Consider the following 26,803-nt stretch of genomic DNA (forward strand, 5'->3'; position numbering starts at 1 on the left):
AGGCGCATCCTCGGATGCGCCTTTCTTCTATCCGGATTCTACCCACGCTCCACGGTTGCCAAATTTTGAAGTTCAACCGTTTCTGGGGGACGCATGCTGCAGAATATCAGGGACAATTCACAAGGCTGGATTGCCAAGACCATTATCGGAGTCATCGTTGCACTGATGGCTCTGACCGGTTTCGACGCCATTTTCCAGGCCACGACTCACAAGAATGAGGCGGCCAAGGTCAACGGTGAAGAAATCAGCCAGAACGAGCTGAGCCAGGCGGTGGATATGCAACGCCGTCAGCTGATGCAACAACTGGGCAAGGACTTCGACGCTTCCTTGCTGGACGAAAAAATGCTGCGCGAATCGGCCCTCAAGGGTCTGATCGATCGCAAGCTGCTGCTGCAAGGCGCAGAACAATCGAAATTCGCTTTCTCCGAAGCGGCCCTGGACCAAGTGATCCTGCAGACGCCTGAATTCCAGGTCGACGGCAAGTTCAGCTCCGACCGTTTCGATCAGGTGATCCGTCAACTGGGCTACAGCCGCATGCAGTTCCGCCAGATGCTGGCTCAGGAAATGCTGATCGGCCAACTGCGCGCCGGTGTGGCGGGCAGCGGTTTCGTGACCGACGCTCAGGTGCTGGCCTTCGCCCGTCTGGAAAAACAGACCCGCGACTTCGCCACGCTGAACATCAAGGCTGACCCTTCGGCCGTGAAGCTGACCGATGACGAGGTCAAGGCTTACTACGACGAGCACGCCAAGGAGTTCATGACCCCGGATCAAGTGGTCATCGATTACCTGGAATTGAAGAAGTCTTCGTTCTTCGATCAGGTCGCCGTCAAGGACGAAGACCTGCAGGCGGCGTATCAGAAAGAGATCGCCAACCTGTCGGAACAGCGTCGTGCGGCGCACATTCTGATCGAAGTCAACGACAAGACCACCGAAGCTCAGGCCAAGGCGAAGATCGAAGAAGTCCAGGCGCGTCTGGCCAAGGGCGAGAAATTCGAAGCGCTGGCCAAGGAGTTCTCGCAGGATCCGGGTTCGGCCAACAACGGCGGTGACCTGGGTTATGCCGGTCCTGGCGTTTACGATCCAGCCTTCGAAAAAGCCCTGTACTCTCTGAACAAGGATCAGGTTTCCGAGCCGGTTCGCACCGACTTCGGTTTCCATCTGATCAAGCTGCTGGGTGTCGAGGCGCCTGAAGTACCGACTCTGGCCAGCCTGAAGGACAAGCTGACCCGCGAGCTGAAAACCCAGCAAGTCGAGCAGCGTTTCGTCGAGGCGACCAAGCAACTGGAAGACTCTTCGTTCGAAGCATCCGACCTGGCCCAGCCAGCGCAAGACCTGAAACTGACCGTACACACCTCCAAGCCGTTCGGCCGTGAAGGTGGCGAAGGCGTTGCAGCCAACCGTGCTGTAGTGACTGCCGCGTTCAGCACCGAAGTGCTGGAAGAGGGGGCCAACAGCACCGCCATCGAGCTGGATCCGGAAACCGTGATCGTGCTGCGCGCCAAGGAGCACCTCAAGCCTGCTCAATTGCCGCTGGAAAGCGTGGCTGCTGCCATTCGCACCCAGTTGACCAAAGAGCACGCCAGCGCGGCGGCCAAGACCCACGCCGAACAACTGATCGCCAGTCTGCGTGATGGCAAGACGCCGCTGGACAAGGCGGTGGACGGTCAGAGCTGGAAAGTCACCGAAGCGGCGAACCGCGCTCAGGAAGGCGTTGATCCGGCGGTGCTGCAAGCGTTGTTCCGCATGCCGAAACCGGCCGCCAAGGACAAGCCGACCTTCACCAGCGTGACGCTGGCGGATGGCAGCCTGACCGTCGTGCGCCTGAACGGCGTGAACGAAGCGGCGGCTCCGACCGATGAAGAGAAAGCGCAATACCGTCGCTTCCTCGCATCGCGTGTGGGCCAGCAAGACTTCGCGGCGTACCGCAAGCAGCTGGAAGCCGAAGCCGACATCAAGCGTTTCTGATGCCTGGCTGAGCCGCATGGCCCGAGCCCCGGATGAAAATCCGGGGCTTTTTTATGCGCGCTATCCGGCGTTCGGGAAGCCGTGGCTCCGGGCATTGACGGTCGTATACAGGGTCAACAGCAACAGACCCGCGACAATCCACGGGTAACTCCCGACGCCCGGGTTGTTCAGTAGCAGGCCTCCCGCAAGCCCGCCGCCGGCAATGCCGACATTCCACAGGGTCACCAGCATCGATTGCGCGGTATCGGCAGCCTCGCTGGCAGTTTTCGCCAGGGCCGTCTGCAACAGCGAGGGCATCGCGCCGAATGCCAAGCCCCAGACGGCGGTAGCGGTGTAGACCACGCCCGGCGATTCGCGCCATAGCCCCAGTGCGATCGCCGACAGCAGGAACAACAGGGCGCTGGCCAGTACCAGCTGACGCAGCCAGCGATCAATCAGGCTGCCGCCGATCCACAGGCTCAGTACCGACGCCAGGCCAAACACCAACAACACCCGGTCGATTTCTGCGCCAAGTCCCGATGGCTCCAGAAATGGCGCGATATAGGTGTACAGAAGGTTGTGCGCGACGACGTAGGACAAAGTCACAAACAACACGGATCGCACGCCCGGCAAGGTAAACACCTGACGCAGTGGCAGGCGCTTTCCGGCGCGTTCACCGGCGAAGTCCGGTACTTGCCAACGCACCCAGATCACCAGCAGCACGGTCAGCCCGGTCATGATCGCGAAGCTCAGGCGCCAGCCGACTGCCGTGCCCAGCAGCGTCCCGGCCGGAATGCCCAGCGACAGCGCAAGCGGCGCCCCGAGCATGGCCACCGTAATCGCCCTGCCTTGCAAGTGAGGTGTGACCATCCGGCTCGCGTACCCCGCCAGCAAAGCCCAGAGCAGCCCCGCGAACACGCCTGCGATCAAGCGTGCAATCAGGGTCAGCCAGTACAGCTCGGACAACGCAGTGATGCTGTTGGCGATGGCAAACCCGCTAATGGCCGCCAGCAACAGCGGGCGCCGACGCCAGCCCCGTGTGGCAATGGTGAGCGGAATCGCCGCCAGCATCGAACCAATGGCGTACAGCGTGACCAGTTGCCCGATCAGGGCTTGAGAGACATCAAGCCCCGCGCTCATCTGTGGCAGCAGGCCGGCGGGCATTGCCTCGGTCAGCACGGTGATGAACCCGGCGGTGGCCAGTGCAAGCAATGCACCCAGCGGTAATCGTTCCGCGGGCTCGACTGTGCCAGCGAGCGTGGGGGAAGTGAGTGGCGCATCGTTCATGGGCGGATTTCCATTTTGCCAAAGGAGACGAAGGCCATAGGGTAGGGCGCTGCACATTCGGGAAACACAGGTTAGGGTTCCGAACATCTCGGACAAGAATGTCGTGAATCAGGGAGGGATGAATGGACAGCCTGGGCAGTATTTCGGTGTTCGTGCAGGTGGCGGAAACCCGCAGTTTTACTGAGACCGGCCGCTTGCAGGGCGTGTCCTCGTCGGCGGTTGGCAAAAGCATCGCCCGCCTGGAAGCACGACTCAATGTGCGCTTGTTTCACCGCACCACCCGCAGCATCACGCTGACCAGCGAAGGCACGCTGTTTCTGGAGCGTTGCCGCAAGATTCTTGCTGAGGTCGAAGCAGCCGAATTCGAGTTGTGCGATGCGGCAGCGGCGCCTCACGGCAAGTTGCGGGTCAGCCTGCCGCAGGTACATGACCTGGTGATGCCGGTCATGAACGAGTTCATGGCGTTGTACCCGCAGATCGAACTGGATCTGGACCTGACCGACCGCATGGTCGATGTGGTTGAAGAAGGTTTCGATGCGGTGATTCGGACGGGTAAACCGCGAGATTCGCGACTGATGGCACGACCGTTGGGCGAGTTTCATATGGTGTTGGTGGCCAGCCCCGCGTACCTGCGCGAGCGCGGCGAACCGCTGACCCCGGCCGATCTGGCGGAGCACGCCTGCCTGCGCCATACGTTTCACGCCACCGGCAAACTGGAGTCCTGGCCGTTCAAACGCGAAGAGGGCGCTCCCGAGCCGACCTTGCCGACACGCCTGGTCAGTACGTCGATCGAAGCCGTGCGGCATGCAGCGCTGGCGGGCATGGGCATCGCTTGTCTGCCGGACTTCATGATCTTCGAGGCGCAGCAGCAGGGTCGCCTGCAGCGCGTGCTCGATGAGCATGTGGAGCACGTCGGGCAATTTTGCGTCCTGTGGCCATCAAGTCGGCACGCAACTGCCAAATTACGCGTGTTCATCGATCATTTAACGGCGCGACTTTTTCCTGTCGCCCATGACCGGTAGAGTTGTAACTGTTTTAAGACACTAATCCATACGCCGCGGGGCAGCGATCTGTTGCACAATACGCCCCGGACCGTTTTCCCCTCAGGATGTTTAATGTTGAATTCTATTCCCGTGCGTTTCATCGGGTTGGCGTTGTTGCTGACCGCCGCTGCCGGCTGCTCCAAGGACAAGCCTATCTACGAGCATGAGAATTTCGACGACTCCGGCACCTTTTCGCGCAATTACCCGGTGACCGACACCGCCAGTTGCGAAGCGGCCCGCCGAGCGTTACTCAGCCAGGGCTACATCATTACCAGCAATGACCCGAAACTGGTCAGCGGGCACAAGAGCTTCCAGCAGACCGGCGAAACCCACCTGGAGATCAGCTTCAACGTGGTGTGCGCCGATGATGGCAGCGCCGGCCATCACGCCACCGTGTTCGCCAACGCACTGCAGGACCGCTACGCGCTGAAGAAGACCAACAACTCGGCCAGTCTGGGTGTCGGCGTATTGGGTTCGGTGTCGATGCCGATCGGCTCGTCTGACGATTCGATGGTGAAAGTGGCCAGTGAAACCGTGTCGTCGCAGAAGTTCTACGAGCGTTTCTTCACCCTGGTCGAGTTGTTCCTGCCGGCCGACGCGAAGAAAGCCGCGCATATCACCGAAAAGCCCAAGACTGACCTGGGTGTGCCGGAAGCCAAGGCAACGCCGGCTCCTCTGGCTCCAGCCCCAGTGGCTGAACCGACCCCAGCGCCGGCCGCCGAGCCCGCTGCGGCACCGGCGCCAGCGCCTGCAGAAGCGGCCCCGGTCAGTTCCGAGCCGGTAGCACCGCCTGCCGAAGCCGCGCCGATCACCCCGGCACCGGTTGCCGAGCCTGCGCCCGCGACGGAAACCATCACGCCGCCGGCCAACCCGACGGACATGCCGCCACCCTCCGAGCCGATTCCGGCCATGCCTGCCTCCGGGCAGTAAACTTCACGCCACGCCTCCGGCTCCTGTCGGACGCGTGGCGTTTTGTTGTCTCCCTTGAGCTTCTTCCTGCCAGCCCCGTCGAAAAATATCCCGCGATAAATCCCTGACCGCCTGCTACGTTTATTTCATGAAGGACGCGTTTCATTTTTCCTTCACACGGGCACTTTATGCTCGAGGCGCTGGTCATTTGTTCCAGGCCATTTCAAGCAAGCGTCAGGGGGATTACGCAATGGATGACTATCAAGAAGAACTGCTGGAATTCCAGGCCTTTGAGCTGGATTCACCAGAGCCTGCGGAAGACGCCACCGAGCTGTGAGGCGTCAGCCTGTCTTGCGGTGACTGCGGCGAAACTCGCCCGGTGTCTGGCCGTTCCAGCGCTTGAATGCGCGCTGGAAAGCTTCTGCCGAGGCAAAGCCCAGCAGGTAGGCAATTTCACCGAATGCCAGTTCGGTGTCGCGGATGTAGGTCATTGCCAGATCACGGCGGGTGTCATTGAGGATCGCGCGAAACTGCGTGCCTTCCTCGGCCAGTTTGCGCCGTAACGTCCAGGTCGGCAGCTTCAGGCGTGCCGCCACTTCTTCCAGGTCGGGTTCCCGGCCACCATTGAGCAACGGCCCGAGCAATTGCGTGATGCGTTCGCGCAGGCTGCGGGTGCGGGTCAATTGCTCGAGTTCCCGTTCACACAGACCGAGCAAATGTTTCCAGGTGCTGGGGCAATGCTCCGGATTGCGTTGGCCCAGGCTGGTGAGGCTCAGGCGCAGTTGATTGTGTTCGGCGCCGAACTGGATCGGGCATTCGCCAAGCACCGCATAAGCGTCGCGATAATCCGGGTTGTCGAACTCGATCTCGATCCGCTCGGCGCGCAAGGGTTCGGGGCTGACGCTGGACAACTGATGCAGCCACCCGGCAATGATCGAATCCACCACAAACCGGTTGTAAGCGTTGTACGGGCTGATCGAATAGAAGCGCAGCCACGCACCGCTGGCGTCTTCGTGGAAACTCGACTGGCCGCGATAGTTGGAACCGTACAACGGTTCGAAACGAGTCAGGCAGCGAGCGGCTTCGCGCACGGTCGGGGCCTGCGCGGCGGTCACACCGGCCAGCCCGGCCTGACTCAATCGGCTGAGTCCGCCCATGCGCAAACCCAATGCCGGATCGCCGGTCAGCTGGATCGCGCCATGCCCCAGGCGCATGTAGCGCGGGATCGACAGACGCGCCCCGGCTTCGGCCAGCCGTGCGGCATCCAGGCCGTACTGTTCGAGCAATGGCAGCGGATCGACGTCATGGCTGCGTACGGCATCGGCCAGGCTGTGAACAAAGCCCACCGACAGATCCCCGAGACGCATCGGCTGCGGCTTCACGGGTTACAACCAGAGGTTCAGCAGGCGCGCGCCACGGGCTTCGCTGTCGGCGAATTGCTGGCCGTTGCTGCTGAGGAAGCTTTGCCCGGAACTCGGTTTGTCCCAGAACTGCCCGCGCAGGAACACACTCATACCGGCCTGCGCCTTGCTGGCCGGCGGTTGCGCGGTCAGGGTCAGTTGGTGCCAGGCCTGGCCTACACTGACTGCTCCTGGTTTCAGGCTGACCGAGTCCGGCACGCTCGAGCCTTTGTAACCCTTCCAGGGTTGATCCCACACCCCATGACCGACGACAAACGCGGGCACCGCGATCAGCTGCGCGCCTTGCTCGTCGAGTTTGCGGTAGTTGTCCGGGTACCAGCTGTCGTTGCCGATCAACACGCCGAGGCGTCCGGCCGGGGTGTCGATCACATTGATCCGCGACGCTTCGCGGGTGCCGGAGTCATCCTGATCGAAGACCGGACGCATCTGCCGCTGCGGCTGGCCGAGCGGGGCACCGTCGCGACCGAACACCACCGTGCTGTTGTACAGCGCGCCACTGCCGGCCTTGAGCCGGCCGTCGGTGATGTTCGGTTCGGGTAACACGATCGTGCCGGCCACCAGAGTGACGTGAAACTCCTTGGCCAAACCACCGAACAGCGCCTGATAATCCTTGGCCATGTCCCGGGACTTCATGCGCAGGTGTGCGTCATCCAGACGGCTGCTGCCCTTGGCGGTGAGCCAGGCGCGAGCAAACTGCACCGGGTTGCTCGCTGCCAGCCAGTTCATCGCTTCGGCGAGGGTGGCGGCCTGGTACAGCTCGTCTTTTTCGCCGCTGATCATCAGCCAGGTGCCGACATGCTCCGGCAGGATGACCACGGTTTTTTCATTCAATAGCCCCTGATCCTGCGCCTGCTGCAAATAGGCGGCGAGCTTGCGGTGCAGGCGTTCGGGGCTTTGGTAGTCGGTGGGGAACAGCTCGGGCTGGATGCCCAGCAGGTTGCCACGGTCGGCGGGCGTGCCCTGATCGACCGCGAGTTTGATCCGCAGGTCCGACAGGTAATGACCGGCCGGACGGTCAGCCGCCCACATGGCGTAGAAGGTGAGTGCGGCGATGAGCGCCATGGAAAAAGTCAGGTACAGAAGTTTGCGCATGAAATCCAACAACAACCGGGTGCAGGGTGTGTGGACAGGGTAGGGCGCCAGCCCCGGCTTGCCAAGGGGTGCTGCGCATTTGGATCAATAACTTGTCAGTTACGGTCATTGAGTGACAGCGAGGCGACTCCTAATCTGTCGAGCATGACTGACGGGGGACGCAGAGCTCCCGCATTTTCCGTGATCGCTCGCTGTGGAGTTAACGATGACCGCCACTCAATACCCGCACCTGTTGGCCCCGCTGGACCTGGGATTCACCACGTTGCGCAACCGCACCCTCATGGGCTCGATGCACACTGGCCTTGAAGAGAAACCGGGCGGTTTCGAACGCATGGCGGCGTATTTCGCCGAGCGTGCCCGTGGCGGCGTTGGCCTGATGGTCACCGGCGGTATCGGTCCGAATGACGAGGGCGGTGTGTATTCCGGCGCGGCCAAGCTGACCACCGAGGAAGAAGCGCTCAAACACCGCATCGTCACGCGCGCCGTGCACGAGGCGGGCGGCAAGATCTGCATGCAGATCCTCCACGCCGGCCGTTATGCCTACAGTCCGAAACAGGTCGCGCCGAGCGCCATTCAGGCGCCGATCAACCCGTTCAAGCCCAAAGAGCTGGACGAGGAAGGCATCGAGAAGCAGATCCGCGATTTCGTCACCTGCTCGGTACTGGCCCAGACCGCCGAGTACGACGGCGTGGAAATCATGGGCTCGGAAGGTTATTTCATTAACCAGTTCCTCGCCGCCCACACCAACCACCGCACCGACCGTTGGGGCGGCAGCTACGAAAACCGCATGCGCCTGCCGGTGGAGATCGTTCGCCGGGTGCGTGAAGCGGTGGGCCCGAACTTCATCATCATCTTCCGTCTGTCGATGCTCGATCTGGTGGAAGGTGGCAGCACCTGGGAAGAAATCGTCACCCTGGCCAAAGCCATCGAGCAGGCCGGCGCGACCCTCATCAACACCGGCATCGGCTGGCACGAAGCGCGGATCCCGACCATCGCCACCAAAGTGCCGCGTGCGGCGTTCAGCAAGGTCACGGCCAAGCTGCGCGGTTCGGTGAATATTCCGCTGATCACCACCAACCGCATCAACACTCCGGAAATCGCCGAGCAGATCCTCGCTGAAGGCGATGCCGACATGGTCTCGATGGCGCGGCCGTTCCTCGCCGACCCGGATTTCGTCAACAAGGCCGCCGAAGGTCGCGCCGACGAAATCAATACCTGCATCGGCTGCAACCAGGCCTGCCTCGATCACACCTTCGGCGGCAAGCTCACCAGCTGCCTGGTCAACCCGCGTGCCTGCCACGAAACCGAACTCAACTACCTGCCGGTCAAGCAGATCAAGAAAATCGCCGTGGTCGGTGCCGGTCCTGCCGGTCTGTCCGCCGCCACCGTGGCCGCCGAGCGCGGGCATCAGGTGACCTTGTTCGATTCGGCCAGCGAGATCGGTGGCCAGTTCAATGTCGCCAAGCGAGTGCCGGGCAAGGAAGAGTTCTACGAAACCCTGCGTTACTTCAAACGCAAGTTGCAGACCACCAACGTTGAGGTGTGTCTGAACACCCGCGTCGATGTGGCAAAACTGGTCGAGGGCGGTTACGACGAAGTCATCCTCGCGACCGGCATTGCACCGCGTCTGCCGGCGATTCCGGGTGTCGACAACGCCAAAGTGCTGAGCTACCTGGATGTGCTGCTCGAGCGCAAACCAGTGGGCAAGCGTGTGGCGGTGATCGGCGCCGGCGGTATCGGTTTCGACGTGTCGGAATTCCTCGTCCATGAAGGCGTGGCCACCAGTCAGGATCGCGCCGCGTTCTGGAAAGAGTGGGGCATCGACACGAATCTGGAAGCCCGTGGTGGCGTGGCCGGGATCAAAGCTGCACCGCACGCACCAGCGCGTGACGTGTTCCTGCTGCAACGCAAGAAATCCAAGGTCGGTGACGGTCTGGGCAAGACCACCGGCTGGATTCACCGCACCGGTCTGAAGAACAAGCAGGTGCAGATGCTCAACAGCGTCGAATACCTGAAGATCGACGACGAAGGCCTGCACATCCGCATCGGCGAAACCGGCGAGCCGCAAGTGCTGCCGGTGGACAACATCGTCATCTGCGCCGGCCAGGATCCGCTGCGCGAGCTGCACGACGGTCTGGTGGCAGCCGGGCAGAGCGTGCACCTGATCGGCGGCGCCGATGTGGCGGCCGAACTGGATGCCAAACGTGCGATCAATCAGGGTTCGCGTCTGGCCGCCGAGCTCTGATCCACCCTAGAATGCCGGCTCTTTGCACAGAGCCGGCCTTCATGTTTCTGCCTCCCACCGATTGGCTACCTCAAGCCCCACTCGAACCGCTTCATCTGGACTGGCTCACCGCCGCCGGTATTGAAGTGGCGGCCCTGCGTCTGGACCGGATCGATCCGCTGATCAGCGGCAACAAATGGTTCAAACTCGTCGAACATCTCAAAGCCGCCGACCGCGCGGGTGCCGAAGGCATCATCAGCCTCGGCGGCGCGCACTCCAATCATCTGCATGCACTGGCGGCTGCGGGCAAGCGCCTGGGATTCACGACGGTCGGGCTGTTGCGCGGGCATCCGCAGGACACGCCGACGGTCAGGGATCTGCAGGAGTTCGGCATGCAGCTGAACTGGCTCGGATACGGCGGTTATCGGGCGCGGCACGAGCCGGGATTCTGGCAGTCGTGGCTCGCGCAATATCCGACGCTGCATCCGGTGCCTGAAGGTGGCGGCGGATTGCCGGGCGCGCAGGGTTGCGCGGCGCTGAAGAATCAGGTCAGAGAACAACTCGGCAAACTTGGCTGGGACGACTACCACGGTTGGTGGCTGGCCTGCGGCACGGGCACCACGCTCGCGGGATTGGTGTTGGCCGAGACAGGACAACATGCGGTGTACGGCGCAATGGCCGTGCCCGACGATCACGGCGTCGCGGCCAATGTCGAGGCGCTTGTGGGCAAGGCTGGAGGCTACGAGCTGATCGACGCCAGCCGCGGCGGCTTCGCCAAGGTCGATCCGGCGCTGCTTGAATTCATTTTGCAAACCGAACAGGCCAGCGGCATTCCCCTCGAGCCGCTGTACACCGGCAAAGCTTTGCTGGCGCTCAAGCAACAGATCGAGGCGGGTCGCTTTGCCCGGGGTTCACGCTTGATCTTCGTCCACACCGGCGGCTTGCAGGGCCGGCGCGGATTCGACGGCTAACCCTGGCTGCGCTTGGGCATCATCCGCAGCAACGTGTTATCGCGCACCACGTAATGGTGATAGATCCCCGCCAGCGCATGCAGACCGATCAGCCAGTAGCCAATCGTGCTGATCAGTACGTGCCAGTGTTCAACCTGTTTGGCAAAGGCCTTGTCTTCACTCACCAGCAACGGCAGGTCGAAACCGTAGAACATCACCTGATGGCCCTCGGCGCTGGTGATCAGCCAGCCGAGGATCGGCATGCTGATCATGAACAGGTACAAGGCCCAGTGCATCAAGCGTGCGAGGATGGTTTGCCACGGTGGCGAGGCCGGGAAGATTTTCGGCACCGGGCCCAGGCTGCGGGCGAACAGGCGAAACCAGACCAGCACGAATACCGTCAGCCCAAGCATGTAATGCACTTCGCGGATCAGCGTGCGGCCGCCGCTGCCCTTGGGAAACAGACCACGCAATTCCATGCTGGCGTACACCAGTACCAACAGCACCAGCATCAGCCAGTGCAACAGGATCGACACGGTGCTGTAACGGGATTCTGAATTTGTCCACGGCATACGGCGTTCCTCACGGTTCAGGGCTCAAGCGTGCCGTTCTGCGACGGCATGCCTTAACTGTAATCCCCTTTGGCGCGTTTGCCCGAGGCTAAAAAAGCTTTCACTGAGCTGAGTCAGCGATTTGACTGAAAACACCCATGAAAAAACGCCAGTGTCGGGCAGACACTGGCGTTTTTGTTTGTCGAGATGGGTGCAATCAGCTGCTTTGCGGCATCTCGCCGTTGGCCAGGCGCTTGTTGATGTCGGCGATCACTTCCGGCAGATCGCTGATGGTGTCGATCATGTAGTGCGGGCGCGAACCTTCGAACAGCGCGTGAATGCGCTTGCGTTCGCTGGCCAGCGCGTCGCTGCCCAATGCGCGGTAGCCTGCATAATCCAGGCCCAGCGCATTGCCGGAGCAGATCAGCGCCACGGTCCACATCCCGGCGCGACGGCCTTCGAGAATCCCCGGCACGGTGTCGTCGATCTTCACGCAGGCGGCGACATCGTCGATGCCCAGCGCAATCACGTTGGCCAGCGCTTGCGCAGGCCATGGACGGCCGTTCGGCACTTCGTCGGTGGCCACGACGTGGTCGGCGATGTAGCCGTTGGTGGCGGCCAGTGCCACGACCTTGTCCATCACTTGCTTCGGATAGCCGGAGCACGAGCCGATCTTGATCCCTTGCTGGCGCAGGTTGGCGATGGTCTCCAGTGCACCGGGAATCAGCGCCGAATGCTCGGCGATTTTCTCGATCTGCAGCGGCATGAAGCGGTTGTAGATCGCGGTGACGTCATCGTCGGTCGGGGTGCGGCCGAACGCTTTGCGATAGCGCTCGGCAACCTGCGGCTGATCGCACAGGGTGCGGATGTGATCCCACTTGCCCATGCCCATCGGGCCACGGGCCTCCTCGATGGACACCTGGACGTCGAACTCGGCGAAGGCTTCAACGAAGATCTGGGTCGGTGCGAAAGAACCGAAGTCGACCACGGTGCCGGCCCAGTCGAGGATGGCGGCTTGCAGCTGGGTTGGGTTGTTGTAGTTCATGTTGGTCAGAATCCTGTGTGGGCAAGGCAATTCAAATAAGGGAGCGGGCCGGGTGAATCAGATGTCGAGCACTTCCATCTCGCGCAGCACTTCACCCACCGCCGCGACGGCTTCGCGCATCTGCGCCGGGGTGACGTGGCCGATGCAGCCGACGCGGAAGGTTTCGACCTGGGTCAGCTTGCCGGGGTAGAGGATGTAACCCTTGGCCTTGACCCGTTCGTAGAAGTCCTTGAACTGGTAGCGCGGATCTTTCGGTGCGTGGAAGGTTGCGATGATCGGCGCCTGGATCGCGGCGGGCAGGAAGCTGCGCAAGCCGAGTTTGCCCATCTCTTCCATCAACGCCTGGCAGTTGGCGGCGTAACGCGCATGCCGTGCCGGCAGGCCGCCTTCTTCGTTGTATTGCAGCAGCGCTTCGTGCAGCGCCGCGACCACGTGGGTCGGCGGGGTGAAGCGCCACTGGCCGGTTTTTTTCATGTAGCTGTGCTGGTCGAACAGGTCCATCGCCAGCGAATGCGAATTGCCGGCGGCTGCGGCCAGAGATTCCTTGCGGGCGAACACGAAGCCCATGCCCGGTACGCCTTCCAGGCATTTGCCGGAGGCGGCAATCAGCGCGTCGAACGGGACTTTTTGCGCGTCCACCGGCAACGCGCCGAACGAGCTCATGGCATCAATGATCAAGCGTTTGCCGTGCTGCTCTACAACCTGAGCGATTTCCGGCAGCGGATTGAGGATGCCGGTGCTGGTTTCGCAGTGGATCAGCGCGACGTGGGTAATGTCGCTGTCGGCACGCAGCAGGCGGTCGACGTCGGCGGCGGTGGTCGGTTCGTCTTCAGCGGTTTCGAAGGTGCTGAACGAGCGGCCCAGCACTTCGCAGATTTTCGCCAGACGCTTGCCGTAAGCGCCGTTGATCAGCACCAGGACCTTGCCGTCACGGGGGACGAGGGTGCCGATCGCGGCTTCGACGGCGAAGGTGCCGCTGCCCTGCAACGGTACGCAGTGGTGGCTGTCGGCGCCGTTGAGAATCGCCAGCAGTTGTTCGCACAGGCTGGCGGTCAATTGGTTGAAGCGGTCATCCCATGAACCCCAGTCGACCATCATCGCCTGGCGGGTGCGGGCCGAGGTGGTCAACGGGCCGGGAGTGAGCAGGATGGGTGCGGCAGTACTCATTCGTATGTCCTCGCGATAGCGCTGTGGGATGAAGCTACGGGGCCTACGTTGCAATTCGCCGGATCATCAATCAAATTGTTTGTTGTTATGCCAGCCATCAGTGAGGGTTATTCATGAACCTGTTCCAGCTCCGCGCCTTCGACGCCGTGGCCCGGGAGGGCAGCTTCACCCGTGCCGCCGCACGCCTGTTCATCAGCCAGCCCGCGGTCACCGGGCACATCAAGGCGCTGGAGGAGCATTACCAGATCACCCTGTTGCGACGCACGGCGCGCCGGGTCGAGCTGACGGAAGAGGGCACCAAACTGGCAGCGATCACCCGGGCGATGTTCGGTATGGCCGAGGAAGCCCAGGCGTTGCTCGAGGCCAATCGGCAATTGCTGACCGGACGCCTTGAGGTGGCGGCGGATGGCCCGCACATGGTCATGCCGATGCTCGCCAGCCTGCGGGCGCGCTATCCGGGGATCACCGTGAATCTGCGGTTGGGCAATGCCCAGGAAACCTTGGCGGCGTTGTTGTCCGAGCATGCCGATGTGGCGGTCTTGACCGAGGTCGAACCGCGCAAAGGGCTGCATCTGCAAGCGTTGAGTGAATCGCGGATCTGCGCGCTGGTGCCGGCCGCGCATCCGTGGGCGACACGTGCAGGCGAGGTCAGGCTCAAGGAGCTGGATCAGGTGATCATGGTCTTGCGCGAGCCGAGTTCGATTACCCGGCGCACGTTTGATCAGGCCTGTGCCCAGGCATCGGTCAGCCCACGGGTGTTGCTGGAACTGGACAGTCGCGAGGCGGTGACGGAAGCGGTGGCGGCTGAACTGGGGGTAGGGGTGGTGTCATCGGTGGAGGTCAGTCATGACCCCCGTGTCGTCGCGATTCCCATTGCGGGAGAAGGGCTGGTGAACCGGCACATGATCGGCTGCGTGGAGCGGCGGCGGGAGTTGCGCTTGATTCAGGCGTTTTTCGGGTTGGCCCCGGTCTGAACAAGACTCTCGCGAACCATCTCGAGAAACGTCGCCACCACCCGCCGCGAACTTTGCTCGCGCAGGCACACCAGCGTTTCGGTCAACCTCCGGGTGCAATCGGTGATCGGCAACGCGCAAACCCGTGAGTCCGCACCAAACTCCGCCGCCGACACCACACCCACGCCAATCCCCACCACCACGGCCTCCCGCGCGGCTTCCCGGCCTTCGACCTGGATCGCCGGGCGGATGCGGAAGCCGGCGCGGGCCATTTCTTCTTCCAGGGTCTGGCGAGTCACCGAGCCGTGTTCGCGCAGCACCAGCGGCGTGTCGTCCAGATCTTCCAGACAGATCGATTCACGCTCGGCCCACGGATGATGGCGCGAGACGAACGCCACCATCGGGTCGTTGCGCAGCGGCACACACAGCAGGCGTTCATCGCTGACATCGCGACCGAGCAACGCCAGATCGGCCTGATAGTTGAACAGTCGAAACAGCGATTCATCGGTATTGCCGGTCTCGATTTTCACGCTGATCCCCGGGTAGCGTTCGCAGAACCGGGCGATCTGCGGCAGCACATGCACCGGCGCATCCACTGCCAGTATCAGACTGCCAGTCTGCAAGGCCTGGGATTCCTGCAGCAACTCCTGGGCTTCGGCCTCGACCACGAACAGACGCTGGGTGATTGCCAGCAAGCGTTCGCCCAAATCGGTCAGGCGCACCGAGCGTTTGTTGCGATGGAACAGCAACACGCCGAAGCGTTCTTCCAGCTTGCGCACCTGGTCGGAAATCGCCGGTTGCGTCAGATAAAGCCGCTCGGCGGCCTTGGTGAAGCTTCCGTGCACGGCCACGGCGTGAAAGGCTTTGAGCTGGGCGTGTGAAACCGACATGGCTGATTCCTCGTTTACAGGCGAACTTCAGTAACAAGCTGAGCTTATGTGTGAAATACGATAAATCGATTTTATTTATTAAACAGTAATTGCTTTGATCGGCTCACGCCAACGCTGACTGCCCGGTCGGGCAGCGACGCTGGCCATGAGCCTGTGCGTGCAACACCAGGACTCATCTGACCGGTATCGCCGAAGGGACGGGGTGATATCGCAGTGCTCAACAATAAAAAACACAGGCGTTTACTTATCGATTCTGCCGGCACACTCACACCCTGAGGTCAGAACCACAATGAACAAGCACATCGGCACCCTTGCGCGTTGGCGCATGCAGATCTTCGCTGTCACCTGGCTCGCTTACGCCGCGTTCTATTTCACCCGCAAAGCCTTTTCGGTGGCCAAACTGGGCATCGCCGAAGACCCGAGTTTCACCCTCGACAAAATGGCCATGGCCAACCTCGACGCGATTTACCTGGCGGCCTACGCCATCGGCCAGTTCACCTGGGGCATGCTCGCCGACCGCTTCGGCCCACGGATCGTGGTGCTTGGCGGGTTGCTGATTTCCGCTGCGGCAGCGCTGGTGATGGGCAGTTTTGCGACCTTGCCGATCTTCGCCACCTGCATGTTGATTCAGGGCCTGGCGCAGTCCACCGGTTGGTCGGGGTTGTGCAAGAACCTCGGTAGTTTTTTCCCTTCGGAACAGCGCGGGCGAGTGCTCGGGTTGTGGAGTTCCTGCTACGCCTTCGGTGGATTGGTGGCCTCGCCGTTCGCCGGTTGGTGGGCGTACACGCTGGTCGGCACCTGGCACGCGGCGTTCATTTCCAGTGCGGCGGTGGTCGCGGCGGTGGCGGTGTTGTTCTTCATCTTTCAGCGCAACAAACCGGAAGATGTCGGCCTGCCGGCGGTGGAACCGGAACCGGTCATCAGTGCCGAGGAAGCCGAAGCCAACAGCAAACTCAGCGTGTGGGAACCGCTCAAGGAAATCCTGCGTAACCGCACGGTGCTGGTGTTGGGTCTGGCGTATTTCCTGTTGAAACCGGCGCGTTACGCGATTCTGCTGTGGGGCCCGGTGATCGTGTTCGAACAGATGCCTTCGGTCGGCAAGGTTGGCGCGGCGATCATTCCCACGGCGTTTGAACTGGCCGGTCTGCTGGGTCCGATCATGATCGGCCTGGCCTCGGACAAACTGTTCGGTGCCCGACGCATGCCGGCCTGCGTGTTGAGTCTGCTGGCGCTGACCGTGACCCTTGCGCTGTTCATGGGCGCCTTGCACACCGGCAGCGTGATGCTGGTGGTCGCATTGTTGTTCGTGATGGGCCTGACCCTGTACGGCCCGGACTCAATGATCAGCGGCGCGGCCGCGATCGATTTCGGCAAGGCCAAGGCCGGCGCCACGGCGGCGGGATTCGTCAACGGCTGCGGCTCGGTCGGTGCGGTGCTCGGTGGTTTGCTGCCGGGTTACTTCGACTCGGTGACGGTGTTCATCGTGTTCGCCGGTTGTGCGCTGTTCTCGGCGCTGGTGCTGATTCCACACTGGAACAGCCGCCCGGTCGGCGTCATGGAACCGCGCGCCTACGTGCCCAATCGTGCCCTGACCGTCAAACCCCTGCGTAACTGAAACCCCTTGTCTCGCGGCCTGCTGCGGCACTCGCGGCAGGCTGTGTCGTGGCCGACTGACTGGAGAATTTTCATGAGACCGTTTTGGCTGGAGCAGGCTTTGCAGCTCGACACGTCCGAACCTTGCCCGCCGCTGCAAGTCGATGTGCGCACCGATGTGTGCATCGTCGGCGGCGGTTACACCGGGTTGTGGACGGCGATCATGCTCAAGCAGCAGAACCCTGAACTTGATGTGTTGCTGATCGAAGCCGACATTTGCGGTGCCGGCGCCAGTGGGCGCAACGGCGGTTGTGCGCTGTCGTGGTCGGCGAAGTATTTCACCCTGGAGCGGCTGTTCGGTGTCGAGGAAGCGGTGCGACTGGTCAAGGAATCCGAGCGCAGCATCCACGCCATCGGCGAGTTCTGCGAGCAGTACGGCGTCGATGCCGATTACCGGCTCGACGGCACGCTTTACACCGCTACCAACCGGGCGCAATGCGGCTCGACCGATGCGGTAATTGCGGCGCTAGAGCGCAATGGCATCAACTCGTTTACCCAGCGGCCGGTCGCCGATGTACAGCGCATGGCCGGTTCGGAAAAACATTTGGAGGGCTGGTTCTCGCCGGCCGCCGCCAGCGTGCAGCCGGGCAAACTGGTGCGCGGCTTGCGTCGGGTGGCGTTGCAACTGGGCGTGCGGATTCATGAAGGCACGGCGATGACCGGGCTGGAAGAGGGCCGTCCGGCGCGCCTTCACACGGCGAACGGCCGGGTGACCGCCGACCGCGTGGTGCTGGCGATGAATGCGTGGATGGCCCGCGCTTTCCCGCAGTTCGAGCGCAGCGTGGCGATTGTCTCCAGCGACATGCTGATCACCGAACCGCGTCCGGATCTGTTGCAGGAAATCGGTTTGACCAGCGGCGTCACCGTGCTCGACTCGCGGATTTTCGTGCACTACTACCACAACACCCCGGACGGCCGGATCATGCTCGGCAAGGGCGGCAACACCTTCGCTTACGGCGGGCGGATGCTGCCGGTGTTCGACCAGTCATCGCCCTATACCGGATTGCTCAAACGCAGCCTCGACGACTTCTTCCCGGCATTCGCGGATGTGAAAGTCGATGCAACGTGGAACGGCCCTTCGGATCGCTCGGTCACCGGCCTGCCGTTCTTCGGCCAGATGAGTGCCAGCGGCAACGTGTTCTACGGTTTCGGTTATTCCGGCAGCGGCGTCGGGCCGTGCCACATGGGCGGGCAGATTCTCGCCTCGCTGGTGCAGGGCCTCGACAACCCGTGGACGCGTTCGCCGCTGGTCAACGGGCCGCTGGGTTACTTTCCGCCGGAGCCGATCCGCTACCTCGGCTCGCTGATGGTGCGCAACGCCATTCGCCGCAAGGAACGCGCCGAGGATCACGGTCGGCGGCCCCGGCACCTTGACGTGCGTCTGGCGAAATTCGCAGCGGCGGCGGGCAAGGCCGACAAGGCTTGAGCGTCAGCTTGGCGGGGCGGAACGGTTGAGCAGCCAGTCGAGCAGGAGGTCGTCGTCGGGTTCGTTTTCTGTCGGCGGTGCCTGGCGGAGCCGACAAGCGTCGAGGCAGAGGATCGGCCGTTCGGGATCGCTGTCGAGAAAACTGACCCAGACCTCGCTGCCGGCGCAGGGCAGATTTTCCCGAGGCAGGCCACCGCCGGCATGAGGCATGACCACCGGCAACCACAGCCCTTCGCTTGCGTCGGAGTGTGGCTGATCGGGCCATAACCGGACGACGATCCGGCCCTGAGCGTCCACTTGCGCCGGTTGCCCCGGCACGCCGAGCACTTGCGCCGGCTGATACCCCGGGATGCTCGGACGCTCTTGTTTCGGCGGCGGGCGAAACGGGGTCGACCAGGGCAGCGCGCAGAAGTCGTTGTGATAGCGGCGAACCGTGGGGATCGGGTCGAGTATCGAAGGTTGCTGACCCTGATGACGCAAGTCGGTGATCAGCCACTGCTCGTTGAACGCGCTCACCGGGTGCTCCATGACTTGCAACAGACGCCCACTGAGCAGTCGCGGACAATCGCTGCGGCCCTGAATCGAACGCGACCGGCAGCGTTGGCGTTCCAGCAGGCGACGACTGCGTTGGGCCGCGTGACGTTGCGCAGTCGGCAGAAATCCCGGTGGGGCGACGGCACTGCCCAGCGTGTGATTGGCGGCCTCGTGGCCCGTAATCGATTGCCCTCGCTCACGTACGCCGACTGGCATTTGAGGCAGCACCGCCTCATGGCGCTGGAACAGGCTGCTGAGGCCGGTTGCCGGCGCATCGATCTGCGTGTTGAAAGCCATCGCTGTCGGTTGTTGCGGCAGGCTCAGGCTGTCATCGGCGAACACCACCACATGACCGTCCGGCTGATGTTCGAAGTGATAGTGGATGCCTTCCTCTTCGCAAAGCCGTTGCAAAAAGGCCAGGTCGGTTTCTTCGTATTGAATACAGAACGGGCGCGGAGGGTAATGGCCGACAGTCATCTCGATCCGGTAACTGTGGGCAGGCAGGTGATGTTCGCTGAGCAGTTGTTCAAGGATGGCCGGCACGCTCAGTTGTGTGAAAACCCGGCGAACGGGATGTTGCTCCAGCGCTTGCAGATGCGGCATCAGCACCAGTTGGTAGGCGATCCGGTGCGTCGCGCGGTGTTCGCAACTGGCACTTTGAATGATGCCGTGAATTCCGTGATCGTCATCCAGGTGCAAAAATGCTGCCTGATGCAGCAACGTACCGGGTGACCAGGCGGGCGCCAGGCCCATGACTTCGATCTCGAACCGAAAGGGCTGATTCAGCGCTTCGTGGCCACTGAAGTGCAGGACTGGCAGGCTTATCCCACCCTCGGCCAGGGTCAGCGAAAACGGACTTTCCTTGTCATTGAGCATTCGGACGGGCTCTGTTCAGGCAATACGGGCGACAGAGGGTACGAAAACACGACGTCGAATGGACGTGGCAAACCAGTTTTTCAGAATCGCCCTACAAGGCGCGTAGAAGATGTCGATGCGCATCGGAATTTTTGGTCGATTGCCGACTTTAGGCCGTATAAACTTGGCGCCATGCGTCGGCCAATAGATGTCTCGGCGCCACAGATCAAGAGAGTGAGTAATGGGCGCACAGTGGAAGGTTAAACACAAAGAAGCGGCAGCCAACGCCAAGGGCAAGATCTTCGGCAAACTGGTGAAGGAAATCACCATTGCTGCGCGTAACGGTGCCGATACCGCGACCAACGCACACCTGCGTCTGGTGGTCGAACAGGCCAAGAAGGCCTCGATGCCCAAGGAAACCCTGGACCGCGCCATCAAGAAAGGCGCAGGCCTGCTGGGCGAAACCGTTCAGTACCATCGCGTGACTTACGAAGGTTTCGCACCGCATCAGGTGCCGCTGATCGTCGAGTGCGTGACCGACAACATCAACCGCACCGTGGCGGAAATCCGCGTGGCGTTCCGCAAGGGCCAACTGGGTGCTTCCGGTTCCGTTGCCTGGGACTTCAACCATGTCGGCATGATCGAAGCGTCGCCGGACACCCCGGACGCCGATCCGGAAATGGCCGCAATCGAAGCCGGCGCCCAGGATTTCGAGGCTGGCGAAGAGGGCGCGACCCTGTTCCTGACCGATCCGACCGACCTCGATGCCGTGCAGAAAGCCCTGCCGGAACAAGGCTTCACCGTGCTGTCGGCCAAACTGGGCTATCAGCCGAAGAACCCGGTCAGCGGTCTGAGCGACGAGCAGATGGCTGAAGTCGAGGCGTTCCTCGAAGGCCTGGACAACCATGACGACGTGCAGGATATGTTCGTCGGTCTGGCCGGCTGACAAACCGGAAAATCGCAGCCCTCGGGCTGCGATTTTTTTTCAGGCGTGTTGCAACGCCTGGCTGATCTCGCCAAACCCCGGCCGCGCCAGCACATCCGGCTGACAGCAGCGCTGTTCCAGGGCCTCTAGCACCTGACGCTGTTCATCGCTCAACCCCGAGTCGATACGCGTCAGCAGTTCCCCCAGTAAAATCCCGAACGCACGCACTTCGAGGCGTTGCAGCGCGCGGGTTTCAGGCGTGTCCGCCATGGCATGGAACGACGCCGCGCCAAAGTCCCCCAGCAGACAGTCGCCCTGATCGTTCAACAGAATGTTGTGTCCGTAGAGATCGCCATGGGTGATGCCGCGACGGTGCAGATGCCCGGCGACAGAGGCTATGCCGCGAGCGATACGCAGGGCAACGTCGGCACTGAAACGACAATCGTCGGCATATACGTCCCGTGAACAGGACGCCAGGCTCGGCAGCCCGGCCAGGTTGCGATAGCTCGGATCGATCAACTGCATCACCAGACCTTGCTGGCCATCGGGATGCTGGTCGATGCGGCCTTCGACGCGGATCAGGTTCGGGTGCAGCCCGGCGGTGATGCACGCGTTCATTTCATGCAGCGGCGAGCCGTCGCTGGTCATTTCGCCCTTGTACAACTTGACTGCCACGGACGTGGCCGGCTGATTCGCGGGCTGCCACTGCGCCCGGTAAATGACCCCGGAAGCGCCTTCGCCCAGCGGTTGTTCCAATTGCAGCGCCGACCAGTCGATCAGTGGCGCTTTGTCGAGGGCGGCCGCATCGGCTTCGGTTTCCAGCGGATTGCCGGCGTAGGCCAGCCAGGTCAGGCTCGGCAGGGTCAGCAGCCATTGCGGCAACTCGGTCAACTGGTTGGCGGCGATGCGGATCAGCTCCAGTCGATGGCACTGGCTCAGTGACGGCGGCAGGGTGTTCAGACGATTGCCGGCAAGCATGAGTTTTTGCAGCAGCGGACGTTCGCCCAGTTCGGTGGGGAGGGTTTCGATGGCGTTGTCGGTCAGGATCAGCCAGCGCAGATTTGGCGGCAGCGCCGCGCCGGGCACCTGAGTGATGCGGTTGGCCTTGAAGCCGATCATCGTCAGCGCCTGGCACTGGCCCAGGCACGCCGGCAATTGCGTGAACTGATTGTCGGAGCAGAACAGCACGCGCAGGCGCGTCAGACGGTGCAAGTCGTCCGGCAGGCTGCTCAGGGCGTTACCGCTGAGGTTGAGCACTTCCAGCGTGTCGGCCAGGTTGAAAATCTCCGGCGGAAATTCAGTCAGTCCTTCGGCCAGGTCCAGCCGGGTGATGCGCGACAGTTCGCCGGCGCGCAGTTGTGCAAGGGTGTGCATGAAAAAGGATCGCTATCGAGAAGGCGCAGGGCGCCGGAAATGGACCGCATGATAACGGCAAATCAGCCTGGTTCGTGCACTTCGCGCAATTGCCCGAGCCGGCTGCGGGTGCGGGCCAGATCGATCGCCTGGCCACCGAGGCTTTCGCGCAACGGGAGCTGGCCGAGTAGGGTCAGGTGTTTGTCCTGGTCGTAGAGCACGTCGATCAGGTTGATGAACCGCTGCTGGGCGGCGATCGAACATTCGCCCAGTTCCGGCAGTTCATCGATGATCCAGTGGTCGAAGCGCCGGCACAGTTCCAGATAATCCATCACCGCCGTGGGCTGTTCGCAGAGGTCGTTGAAGGTGAAGCCGACGCGCCGGTCTTCGCACAGCCGCGCCTGCAAATGCCGGCTGCCGACCGCCAAGGGCAACGGCGCGGCATCAAGGGGCGGCAGGTTCAAGGCGAGGCGCTGCGCCGGGCTGGCCGGCCAGACGTAATGGCCCTGGGTGAAGACCTGATGCGCGTGCCGACGCGCCTGGCTGCGGTAATCGTGGGGGCCGCCGACTTCCATGACCTGCATGCGCGCATTGATCAGGTCGATTACCGGTTTGAACCGCGCGTGATACAGCGGATTGGGCAACAAGCCTTCGGGCGGGTAGTTGGAGGTCATCAGCAACAGGATCCCGCGCTTGAACAGTGCCTTGAACAGGCGGGTGATGAGCATCGCATCGCCGATGTCATGCACGTGAAATTCATCGAAACACAGCACCCGACAGTCCATCAACAGCGCATCGAGGGTAACGGCGAGCGCGTCATCGCGATCGCGGTGATCGAACATGCCCTGATGCAACTGGGCGAAAAATCCATGGAAGTGCAGACGGCGCTTTTGCTCGATGGGCAATGCCTGGAAAAATCCGTCCAGCAACCAGCTCTTGCCGCGTCCGACCGCTCCGTGCAGATACAGGCTGGGCGGGGTTTGCGCAGGGGTGCCGAACAACAGACCGGCCTGATGGGCCATGCAGTCGATGACCCGCTGCTGGCTGTGGCTGAGGGTGTAGCCCTGGCCGTGGGCCTTTTGCCGGAAATAGTCACGCACCGATTGCGCGCTGGCAGCGCACTGGCCCGCGTTTGTAACGGAGCGTTTGCCGAAGAAATGGCGCAAGGCTGACCAGCGCTGGATAAGACGCGAACGGTCGGGCGGTCGGGCGGGCACTGCAATCACTCCGTCATCATCGGGCCGGCTCCCCGGAGCGCGGCGGGGTAGTTTAACCAGACGGGTAGTTTTGCTTCCACTGCGCTTTATCGTTTTTCCGTAGAGCAATCTGCGGTGTGTACAGGATTTTTCAACACTTTAAATCGGCGTGTTGCCAATCTTTCGAAACAAATCCCGGCGGGCGACTGGATCCAATCGACTGGCGCAATCGGCGTCCGTTGCTAACCTGAAACACTGTAACGACAGAGACGCTGTCGCCATCAAGGAACGGGCGGTGAATGCAGGGATGGTCTGGGCATTGCTGGGCGGGCTCGCGGTACCGGTCCACGCCGCCGACCTTCAGGTCGAGGTGCGGGTCGATGTGCAGCGCGGTTGCCAGTTGATCGGCCAGCAACGCGAGGCCGGTATCGAGCAACTGGGTGTGCTCGACTTCGGCACCACGGCGCGGCTCGGCGAGCGGGACGGGCCACTCGGCGCGGCGCTGCCCAATTCGCGCCTGCCGCGTCTGGAATGCAACCCGGACACCCCGTATCAGTTGCGCGTCGATGGCGGCCTGCACGGCGGCGTCGGCGAGGTGCGTTATATGGCGGGGGAGGCCGGCAGCAAGCCGATTCCCTATCGCCTGTATCAGGACGCCGCGCGGCGGGTGCCGCTGGTGGTGGATGTGCCGGTCAGTGGCCGGGTGCCGGACAGCGGCACGGTGGACTTGCCGTTATACGGGCGGATCGAGCGTATGGCGGAGGTGCCGCGCGTCAGCCGGTATTCGGATCTGGTGAAGGTGACGGTCACCTGGTGATCGCGGAGTTTTTCAGCCATTCGGTGGAACCGGGTGGCGCAGGGAAGGGCGTTCAATGACGAGCGCAATGGTCGAGTGATCCTGAAGGAGTCGGGGCTCAATGATGGGCAGACACGGGCGAGTAATCGCCACAGCCACGTTGCTGTTGTTCACCGAGATCGCGTCGGCGGCGGTCAGTGGGCATATCCTTGCGCGACTGACGCTGATCGCCGGCTGCGAGGTCACCAACGCCTCCAGCCCCGCCAGCCCGGTGGATGGGCTGGGCTCTCTCGATTTCGGCCAGCAGGGCCCGACCTGGAACGCACCGATCAAGGCCAGCCTCAGCGAAGCGGGCAGCGGCCAACTGAATGTCGCCTGCAACCCTTCGGTCACCGGGTTCACCGTGACCATCGACGGCGGCACCCACGGCGACGGCACCACACGCCGGTTGAGCAACGGGCGCCAGACGCTCCCCTATCAGCTGTTTCTCGATGCCTCCGGCAGCCAGAGCTACAGCATCGGTCAACAACACAATTTCGCTGTCACCAGCGGCGCACAGATACCCATCCCGGTATTTGGCTCGGTGGTGGCGAACACCCGAGCGGTACCGGCTGGTGTCTATACCGACACCCTGACGGTGACGCTCGACTGGTAACCCCGTAGAGGACGAACACCATGCGTACGATTGCATCAAGGATAGGTTTGTCGTTGCTCGGCCTGACGCTCGCTTCCAGCGTCAATGCCGCCACCACGGTCACCGGCCAGATCACTTCCAGCCTGATCCTGATCAGCAGTTGCCAGGTCAACGGTTCCGGCGGTTCGACCGGGCTGAACTTCGGTGCGTTGAACTTCGGCACCGCCAACAGCCTGTTCACCACGGCCACCGGGCAGGTGCTGGGCGGCGGGGGCGGGGCGCTGTCGATCCTGTGCTCGGCCGGCACCACCCCAACGGTCAAGGTTCGGGCCGGCGCCCATGACGGGCTCTCGCCGGGTGGTACTCGCGCACTGTACGACGGGGTCGCCAACTACGTGCCGTATGACCTGTACACCGACGCCGGACACTCGCAGTTGCTGGCCATCGACGGGGTGATCAACCTCGCCGCCAGCACCGGTGTGGCGCAGACCGTGAACATCTACGGTCAGGCGGTGGGCAAGGCCGGGCTGCCGGCGGGCACGTATACCGACACGATTTCCGTCGAACTGACGTTCTAGTGCCATGGCCCGGCATGGCGGTGCGGTGCTGTTTCTGTTGTGTGCGGGCAGCTTGCCGCTGCCGTTGGCGGCGGTGACCAGCCAGAGCTTTCAGGTCAGTGCCACAGTGACACCGGGCTGTCTGGTGGTGGGGGGCGTATCGAACTATGGCGGGCTGAATTTCGGTTCGCGTTCGGCGCTGGCCACCGGCACGGTGCAGGTCGCATTGACCGGTGGTGTCACGCTGCAATGCACGCCGGGGGTGGCGCTGAACATGACGGTCGATGGCGGCCAGTACAACAGCGGCGGGCGACGCATGCAGATCAGCGGAGGCAGCGCGAAGGTGGCGTATGCGCTGTTTCGCGATGCGGCATACAGCCAGAGCCTGGGCATCGGTCAGAGTGTGGCGGTGGCCTACAGCGATGCGAACAACATCAGTCTGCCGATCTACGGACAGGTGCAATTGCCGGGTAATCAGCCCGGGGGGACATACAGCGATGTGTTGCAGGTGCAGCTGTCGTGGTGATGTGAAATGACAAGGAGCAGGTTTATGGGGTTTTTCACGTCACGTTATTGGTCCGTGTGTTGCGCCGTGCTGGCGCTGGTCATGTTCGGGACGCTCAAGGCCCAGGCCGCCAGTTCGGTGCTGATCTGGCCAATCGATCCGGTGTTGGAGGCCGATCAACAGGCGAGTGCGCTGTGGCTGGAAAATCGCGGCACGGAAACCGCCAACCTGCAGATCCGCGTGTTCGGCTGGAGCCAGAGCGGTTTCGAAGAGCAATACCGCAATCAACGCGAGGTGATCGGCAGTCCGCCGGTGGCGAAGATCGAGCCGGGTCAGAAGCAACTGGTGCGCCTGACCCGCACCAAGGATGTGCCGCCAGGCCAGGAACTGGCGTACCGGATCATCATCGATGAAATCCCCTCGGCCCAGCCCCCCGTCGCCGAAGACGGCAAGACCGCTGCGGCGATCCGCTTCCAGATGCGCTACTCGGTGCCACTGTTCGCCTATGGCGCGGGCCTGTGGAGCAAGGAAGACAGCGCCCGTCAGCGTGACCCCAAAGGCATCGGCCTGCCGCAACTGAGCTGGCGCACGGTGGCGGTGGAGGGCCGTCCATATGTGGAAGTTCGCAATCAGGGCGCGGTGCATGCGCGATTGACCGATGTGGCCATCAAGCAGGGCAGCCAAAGCAAACCCTTGGCCGAAGGCCTGCTCGGTTACGTGCTGCCCGGCGCAGTGATGCGCTGGCCGGCACCGGGGCCGGTGACGGGAGAGCTGGCGGGGCGGATCAATGGCGCGGCAAAGGTGCAGAGCATTCCGCCGGCGCGATAGCCGTAGCGAGTCATGTCGAAGCCTGGCTTCGGCGCCAGCGGTTTCAGGAGGAATCAGTCCATTGA

At 62.5% G+C, this 26,803-nt stretch carries 25 protein-coding genes; 15 read left to right on the forward strand and 10 right to left on the reverse strand.

What is annotated here, in order from left to right; translation table 11 throughout:
* Positions 1-93 precede the first annotated feature (93 nt).
* Positions 94-1,965, forward strand: coding sequence for a SurA N-terminal domain-containing protein (locus JKA62_RS25445; protein WP_201820045.1), 1,872 nt, complete (start codon positions 94-96; stop codon positions 1,963-1,965).
* Between the two features lie 60 nt (positions 1,966-2,025).
* Here the strand turns inward: JKA62_RS25445 and JKA62_RS25450 are convergent, their stop codons facing one another.
* Positions 2,026-3,231, reverse strand: a complete 1,206-nt coding sequence (locus tag JKA62_RS25450; protein WP_201820047.1) for an MFS transporter — start codon at positions 3,229-3,231, stop codon at positions 2,026-2,028.
* A 122-nt stretch (positions 3,232-3,353) separates the two neighbouring features.
* Between JKA62_RS25450 and JKA62_RS25455 the strand changes: the two genes are divergently transcribed.
* The 3 genes from JKA62_RS25455 to JKA62_RS25465 all read left to right on the forward strand — a co-directional run bounded on the left by JKA62_RS25455 (position 3,354) and on the right by JKA62_RS25465 (position 5,520).
* Entirely contained in the window at positions 3,354-4,253 is a 900-nt protein-coding gene (locus tag JKA62_RS25455; protein ID WP_201820049.1) for a LysR family transcriptional regulator, read from the forward strand.
* A gap of 93 nt (positions 4,254-4,346) precedes the next feature.
* On the forward strand, positions 4,347-5,204 hold the full coding sequence (locus JKA62_RS25460; protein ID WP_011335033.1) for a DUF2242 domain-containing protein: 858 nt from the start codon (positions 4,347-4,349) through the stop codon (positions 5,202-5,204).
* A gap of 127 nt (positions 5,205-5,331) precedes the next feature.
* On the forward strand, positions 5,332-5,520 hold the full coding sequence (locus tag JKA62_RS25465) for a hypothetical protein (protein WP_146615297.1): 189 nt from the start codon (positions 5,332-5,334) through the stop codon (positions 5,518-5,520).
* Positions 5,521-5,524: 4 nt separating this feature from the next.
* Here JKA62_RS25465 and JKA62_RS25470 read toward each other — a convergent pair whose 3' ends face one another.
* Both JKA62_RS25470 and JKA62_RS25475 read right to left on the reverse strand, forming a co-directional pair.
* Positions 5,525-6,565, reverse strand: a complete 1,041-nt coding sequence (locus tag JKA62_RS25470) for an AraC family transcriptional regulator (protein ID WP_041475354.1) — start codon at positions 6,563-6,565, stop codon at positions 5,525-5,527.
* Between the two features lie 3 nt (positions 6,566-6,568).
* On the reverse strand, positions 6,569-7,696 hold the full coding sequence (locus JKA62_RS25475) for a nitrilase-related carbon-nitrogen hydrolase (protein WP_201820051.1): 1,128 nt from the start codon (positions 7,694-7,696) through the stop codon (positions 6,569-6,571).
* Positions 7,697-7,901: 205 nt separating this feature from the next.
* Between JKA62_RS25475 and JKA62_RS25480 the strand changes: the two genes are divergently transcribed.
* Together JKA62_RS25480 and JKA62_RS25485 are read left to right on the forward strand one after the other, a co-directional pair.
* Positions 7,902-9,941, forward strand: coding sequence for an NADPH-dependent 2,4-dienoyl-CoA reductase (locus JKA62_RS25480; RefSeq protein ID WP_201820052.1), 2,040 nt, complete (start codon positions 7,902-7,904; stop codon positions 9,939-9,941).
* A gap of 41 nt (positions 9,942-9,982) precedes the next feature.
* Positions 9,983-10,891, forward strand: coding sequence for a 1-aminocyclopropane-1-carboxylate deaminase/D-cysteine desulfhydrase (locus JKA62_RS25485; protein WP_201820053.1), 909 nt, complete (start codon positions 9,983-9,985; stop codon positions 10,889-10,891).
* On the opposite strand, the gene JKA62_RS25490 is transcribed toward JKA62_RS25485, so the two are convergent.
* From JKA62_RS25490 to JKA62_RS25500, 3 genes are all read right to left on the reverse strand, one after another.
* The gene (locus JKA62_RS25490) at positions 10,888-11,442 is read right to left on the reverse strand and encodes a cytochrome b (RefSeq protein ID WP_201820055.1); all 555 of its coding nucleotides are present in this window, start codon (positions 11,440-11,442) and stop codon (positions 10,888-10,890) included. The genes JKA62_RS25485 and JKA62_RS25490 overlap by 4 nt on opposite strands.
* 196 nt (positions 11,443-11,638) lie before the next feature.
* Positions 11,639-12,466, reverse strand: a complete 828-nt coding sequence (phnX, locus tag JKA62_RS25495; protein ID WP_201820057.1) for a phosphonoacetaldehyde hydrolase — start codon at positions 12,464-12,466, stop codon at positions 11,639-11,641.
* Between the two features lie 57 nt (positions 12,467-12,523).
* The gene (locus JKA62_RS25500) at positions 12,524-13,633 is read right to left on the reverse strand and encodes a 2-aminoethylphosphonate--pyruvate transaminase (protein ID WP_102687143.1); all 1,110 of its coding nucleotides are present in this window, start codon (positions 13,631-13,633) and stop codon (positions 12,524-12,526) included.
* A gap of 113 nt (positions 13,634-13,746) precedes the next feature.
* Between JKA62_RS25500 and JKA62_RS25505 the strand changes: the two genes are divergently transcribed.
* Positions 13,747-14,607, forward strand: a complete 861-nt coding sequence (locus tag JKA62_RS25505) for a LysR substrate-binding domain-containing protein (protein ID WP_011335025.1) — start codon at positions 13,747-13,749, stop codon at positions 14,605-14,607.
* Here JKA62_RS25505 and JKA62_RS25510 read toward each other — a convergent pair.
* Positions 14,577-15,476 (reverse strand): LysR family transcriptional regulator, encoded by a 900-nt coding sequence (locus tag JKA62_RS25510; RefSeq protein ID WP_007951543.1) that lies wholly within the window; start codon positions 15,474-15,476, stop codon positions 14,577-14,579. The genes JKA62_RS25505 and JKA62_RS25510 overlap by 31 nt on opposite strands.
* Positions 15,477-15,765: 289 nt before the next feature.
* Between JKA62_RS25510 and JKA62_RS25515 the strand changes: the two genes are divergently transcribed.
* A complete protein-coding gene (locus JKA62_RS25515) occupies positions 15,766-17,091 on the forward strand; it encodes an MFS transporter (RefSeq protein ID WP_011335024.1) in 1,326 nt (441 codons plus the stop codon).
* A 66-nt stretch (positions 17,092-17,157) separates the two neighbouring features.
* Positions 17,158-18,555, forward strand: a complete 1,398-nt coding sequence (locus JKA62_RS25520) for an FAD-dependent oxidoreductase (RefSeq protein WP_181457898.1) — start codon at positions 17,158-17,160, stop codon at positions 18,553-18,555.
* A 3-nt stretch (positions 18,556-18,558) separates the two neighbouring features.
* Here the strand turns inward: JKA62_RS25520 and JKA62_RS25525 are convergent, their stop codons facing one another.
* The gene (locus tag JKA62_RS25525; protein ID WP_011335022.1) at positions 18,559-19,965 is read right to left on the reverse strand and encodes a type VI secretion system Vgr family protein; all 1,407 of its coding nucleotides are present in this window, start codon (positions 19,963-19,965) and stop codon (positions 18,559-18,561) included.
* 220 nt (positions 19,966-20,185) lie between these two features.
* Between JKA62_RS25525 and JKA62_RS25530 the strand changes: the two genes are divergently transcribed.
* Positions 20,186-20,890 carry a YebC/PmpR family DNA-binding transcriptional regulator gene (locus tag JKA62_RS25530; RefSeq protein ID WP_011335021.1) on the forward strand — a complete coding sequence of 235 codons (705 nt, stop codon included), beginning with the start codon at positions 20,186-20,188 and terminating at the stop codon, positions 20,888-20,890.
* Positions 20,891-20,929: 39 nt separating this feature from the next.
* Here JKA62_RS25530 and JKA62_RS25535 read toward each other — a convergent pair whose 3' ends face one another.
* Complete coding sequence (locus JKA62_RS25535; RefSeq protein ID WP_011335020.1) at positions 20,930-22,243, reverse strand: leucine-rich repeat-containing protein kinase family protein; 1,314 nt, start codon at positions 22,241-22,243, stop codon at positions 20,930-20,932.
* 62 nt (positions 22,244-22,305) lie between these two features.
* A complete protein-coding gene (zapE, locus tag JKA62_RS25540; protein WP_011335019.1) occupies positions 22,306-23,439 on the reverse strand; it encodes a cell division protein ZapE in 1,134 nt (377 codons plus the stop codon).
* 286 nt (positions 23,440-23,725) lie between these two features.
* On the opposite strand from zapE, the gene JKA62_RS25545 reads away from it, so the two are divergent.
* The 5 genes from JKA62_RS25545 to JKA62_RS25565 all read left to right on the forward strand — a co-directional run bounded on the left by JKA62_RS25545 (position 23,726) and on the right by JKA62_RS25565 (position 26,738).
* Positions 23,726-24,235, forward strand: coding sequence for a Csu type fimbrial protein (locus tag JKA62_RS25545; RefSeq protein WP_011335018.1), 510 nt, complete (start codon positions 23,726-23,728; stop codon positions 24,233-24,235).
* 100 nt (positions 24,236-24,335) lie between these two features.
* The gene (locus JKA62_RS25550; RefSeq protein WP_011335017.1) at positions 24,336-24,869 is read left to right on the forward strand and encodes a Csu type fimbrial protein; all 534 of its coding nucleotides are present in this window, start codon (positions 24,336-24,338) and stop codon (positions 24,867-24,869) included.
* 20 nt (positions 24,870-24,889) lie between these two features.
* On the forward strand, positions 24,890-25,426 hold the full coding sequence (locus JKA62_RS25555) for a Csu type fimbrial protein (RefSeq protein WP_007951533.1): 537 nt from the start codon (positions 24,890-24,892) through the stop codon (positions 25,424-25,426).
* Between the two features lie 4 nt (positions 25,427-25,430).
* The gene (locus tag JKA62_RS25560) at positions 25,431-25,931 is read left to right on the forward strand and encodes a Csu type fimbrial protein (RefSeq protein WP_011335016.1); all 501 of its coding nucleotides are present in this window, start codon (positions 25,431-25,433) and stop codon (positions 25,929-25,931) included.
* Positions 25,932-25,955: 24 nt separating this feature from the next.
* Positions 25,956-26,738, forward strand: coding sequence for a fimbrial biogenesis chaperone (locus JKA62_RS25565; RefSeq protein ID WP_011335015.1), 783 nt, complete (start codon positions 25,956-25,958; stop codon positions 26,736-26,738).
* Positions 26,739-26,803: the final 65 nt, after the last annotated feature.

It is taken from the genome of Pseudomonas sp. B7, assembly GCF_016735645.1.
GTDB lineage: Bacteria > Pseudomonadota > Gammaproteobacteria > Pseudomonadales > Pseudomonadaceae > Aquipseudomonas > Aquipseudomonas glycinae.

Excerpts from the sequence above, each read along its gene's own strand:
- JKA62_RS25445 (WP_201820045.1), top strand. The coding sequence starts at position 94 with ATGCTGCAGAATATCAGGGACAATTCACAAGGCTGGATTGCCAAGACC.
- JKA62_RS25450 (WP_201820047.1), bottom strand. The coding sequence starts at position 3,231 with ATGAACGATGCGCCACTCACTTCCCCCACGCTCGCTGGCACAGTCGAG.
- JKA62_RS25455 (WP_201820049.1), top strand. The coding sequence starts at position 3,354 with ATGGACAGCCTGGGCAGTATTTCGGTGTTCGTGCAGGTGGCGGAAACC.
- JKA62_RS25460 (WP_011335033.1), top strand. The coding sequence starts at position 4,347 with ATGTTGAATTCTATTCCCGTGCGTTTCATCGGGTTGGCGTTGTTGCTG.
- JKA62_RS25465 (WP_146615297.1), top strand. The coding sequence starts at position 5,332 with ATGAAGGACGCGTTTCATTTTTCCTTCACACGGGCACTTTATGCTCGA.
- JKA62_RS25475 (WP_201820051.1), bottom strand. The coding sequence starts at position 7,696 with ATGCGCAAACTTCTGTACCTGACTTTTTCCATGGCGCTCATCGCCGCA.
- JKA62_RS25480 (WP_201820052.1), top strand. The coding sequence starts at position 7,902 with ATGACCGCCACTCAATACCCGCACCTGTTGGCCCCGCTGGACCTGGGA.
- JKA62_RS25485 (WP_201820053.1), top strand. The coding sequence starts at position 9,983 with ATGTTTCTGCCTCCCACCGATTGGCTACCTCAAGCCCCACTCGAACCG.
- JKA62_RS25490 (WP_201820055.1), bottom strand. The coding sequence starts at position 11,442 with ATGCCGTGGACAAATTCAGAATCCCGTTACAGCACCGTGTCGATCCTG.
- phnX (WP_201820057.1), bottom strand. The coding sequence starts at position 12,466 with ATGAACTACAACAACCCAACCCAGCTGCAAGCCGCCATCCTCGACTGG.
- JKA62_RS25500 (WP_102687143.1), bottom strand. The coding sequence starts at position 13,633 with ATGAGTACTGCCGCACCCATCCTGCTCACTCCCGGCCCGTTGACCACC.
- JKA62_RS25505 (WP_011335025.1), top strand. The coding sequence starts at position 13,747 with ATGAACCTGTTCCAGCTCCGCGCCTTCGACGCCGTGGCCCGGGAGGGC.
- JKA62_RS25510 (WP_007951543.1), bottom strand. The coding sequence starts at position 15,476 with ATGTCGGTTTCACACGCCCAGCTCAAAGCCTTTCACGCCGTGGCCGTG.
- JKA62_RS25515 (WP_011335024.1), top strand. The coding sequence starts at position 15,766 with ATGAACAAGCACATCGGCACCCTTGCGCGTTGGCGCATGCAGATCTTC.
- JKA62_RS25525 (WP_011335022.1), bottom strand. The coding sequence starts at position 19,965 with ATGCTCAATGACAAGGAAAGTCCGTTTTCGCTGACCCTGGCCGAGGGT.
- JKA62_RS25530 (WP_011335021.1), top strand. The coding sequence starts at position 20,186 with ATGGGCGCACAGTGGAAGGTTAAACACAAAGAAGCGGCAGCCAACGCC.
- JKA62_RS25535 (WP_011335020.1), bottom strand. The coding sequence starts at position 22,243 with ATGCACACCCTTGCACAACTGCGCGCCGGCGAACTGTCGCGCATCACC.
- JKA62_RS25545 (WP_011335018.1), top strand. The coding sequence starts at position 23,726 with ATGGTCTGGGCATTGCTGGGCGGGCTCGCGGTACCGGTCCACGCCGCC.
- JKA62_RS25550 (WP_011335017.1), top strand. The coding sequence starts at position 24,336 with ATGATGGGCAGACACGGGCGAGTAATCGCCACAGCCACGTTGCTGTTG.
- JKA62_RS25555 (WP_007951533.1), top strand. The coding sequence starts at position 24,890 with ATGCGTACGATTGCATCAAGGATAGGTTTGTCGTTGCTCGGCCTGACG.
- JKA62_RS25560 (WP_011335016.1), top strand. The coding sequence starts at position 25,431 with ATGGCCCGGCATGGCGGTGCGGTGCTGTTTCTGTTGTGTGCGGGCAGC.
- JKA62_RS25565 (WP_011335015.1), top strand. The coding sequence starts at position 25,956 with ATGGGGTTTTTCACGTCACGTTATTGGTCCGTGTGTTGCGCCGTGCTG.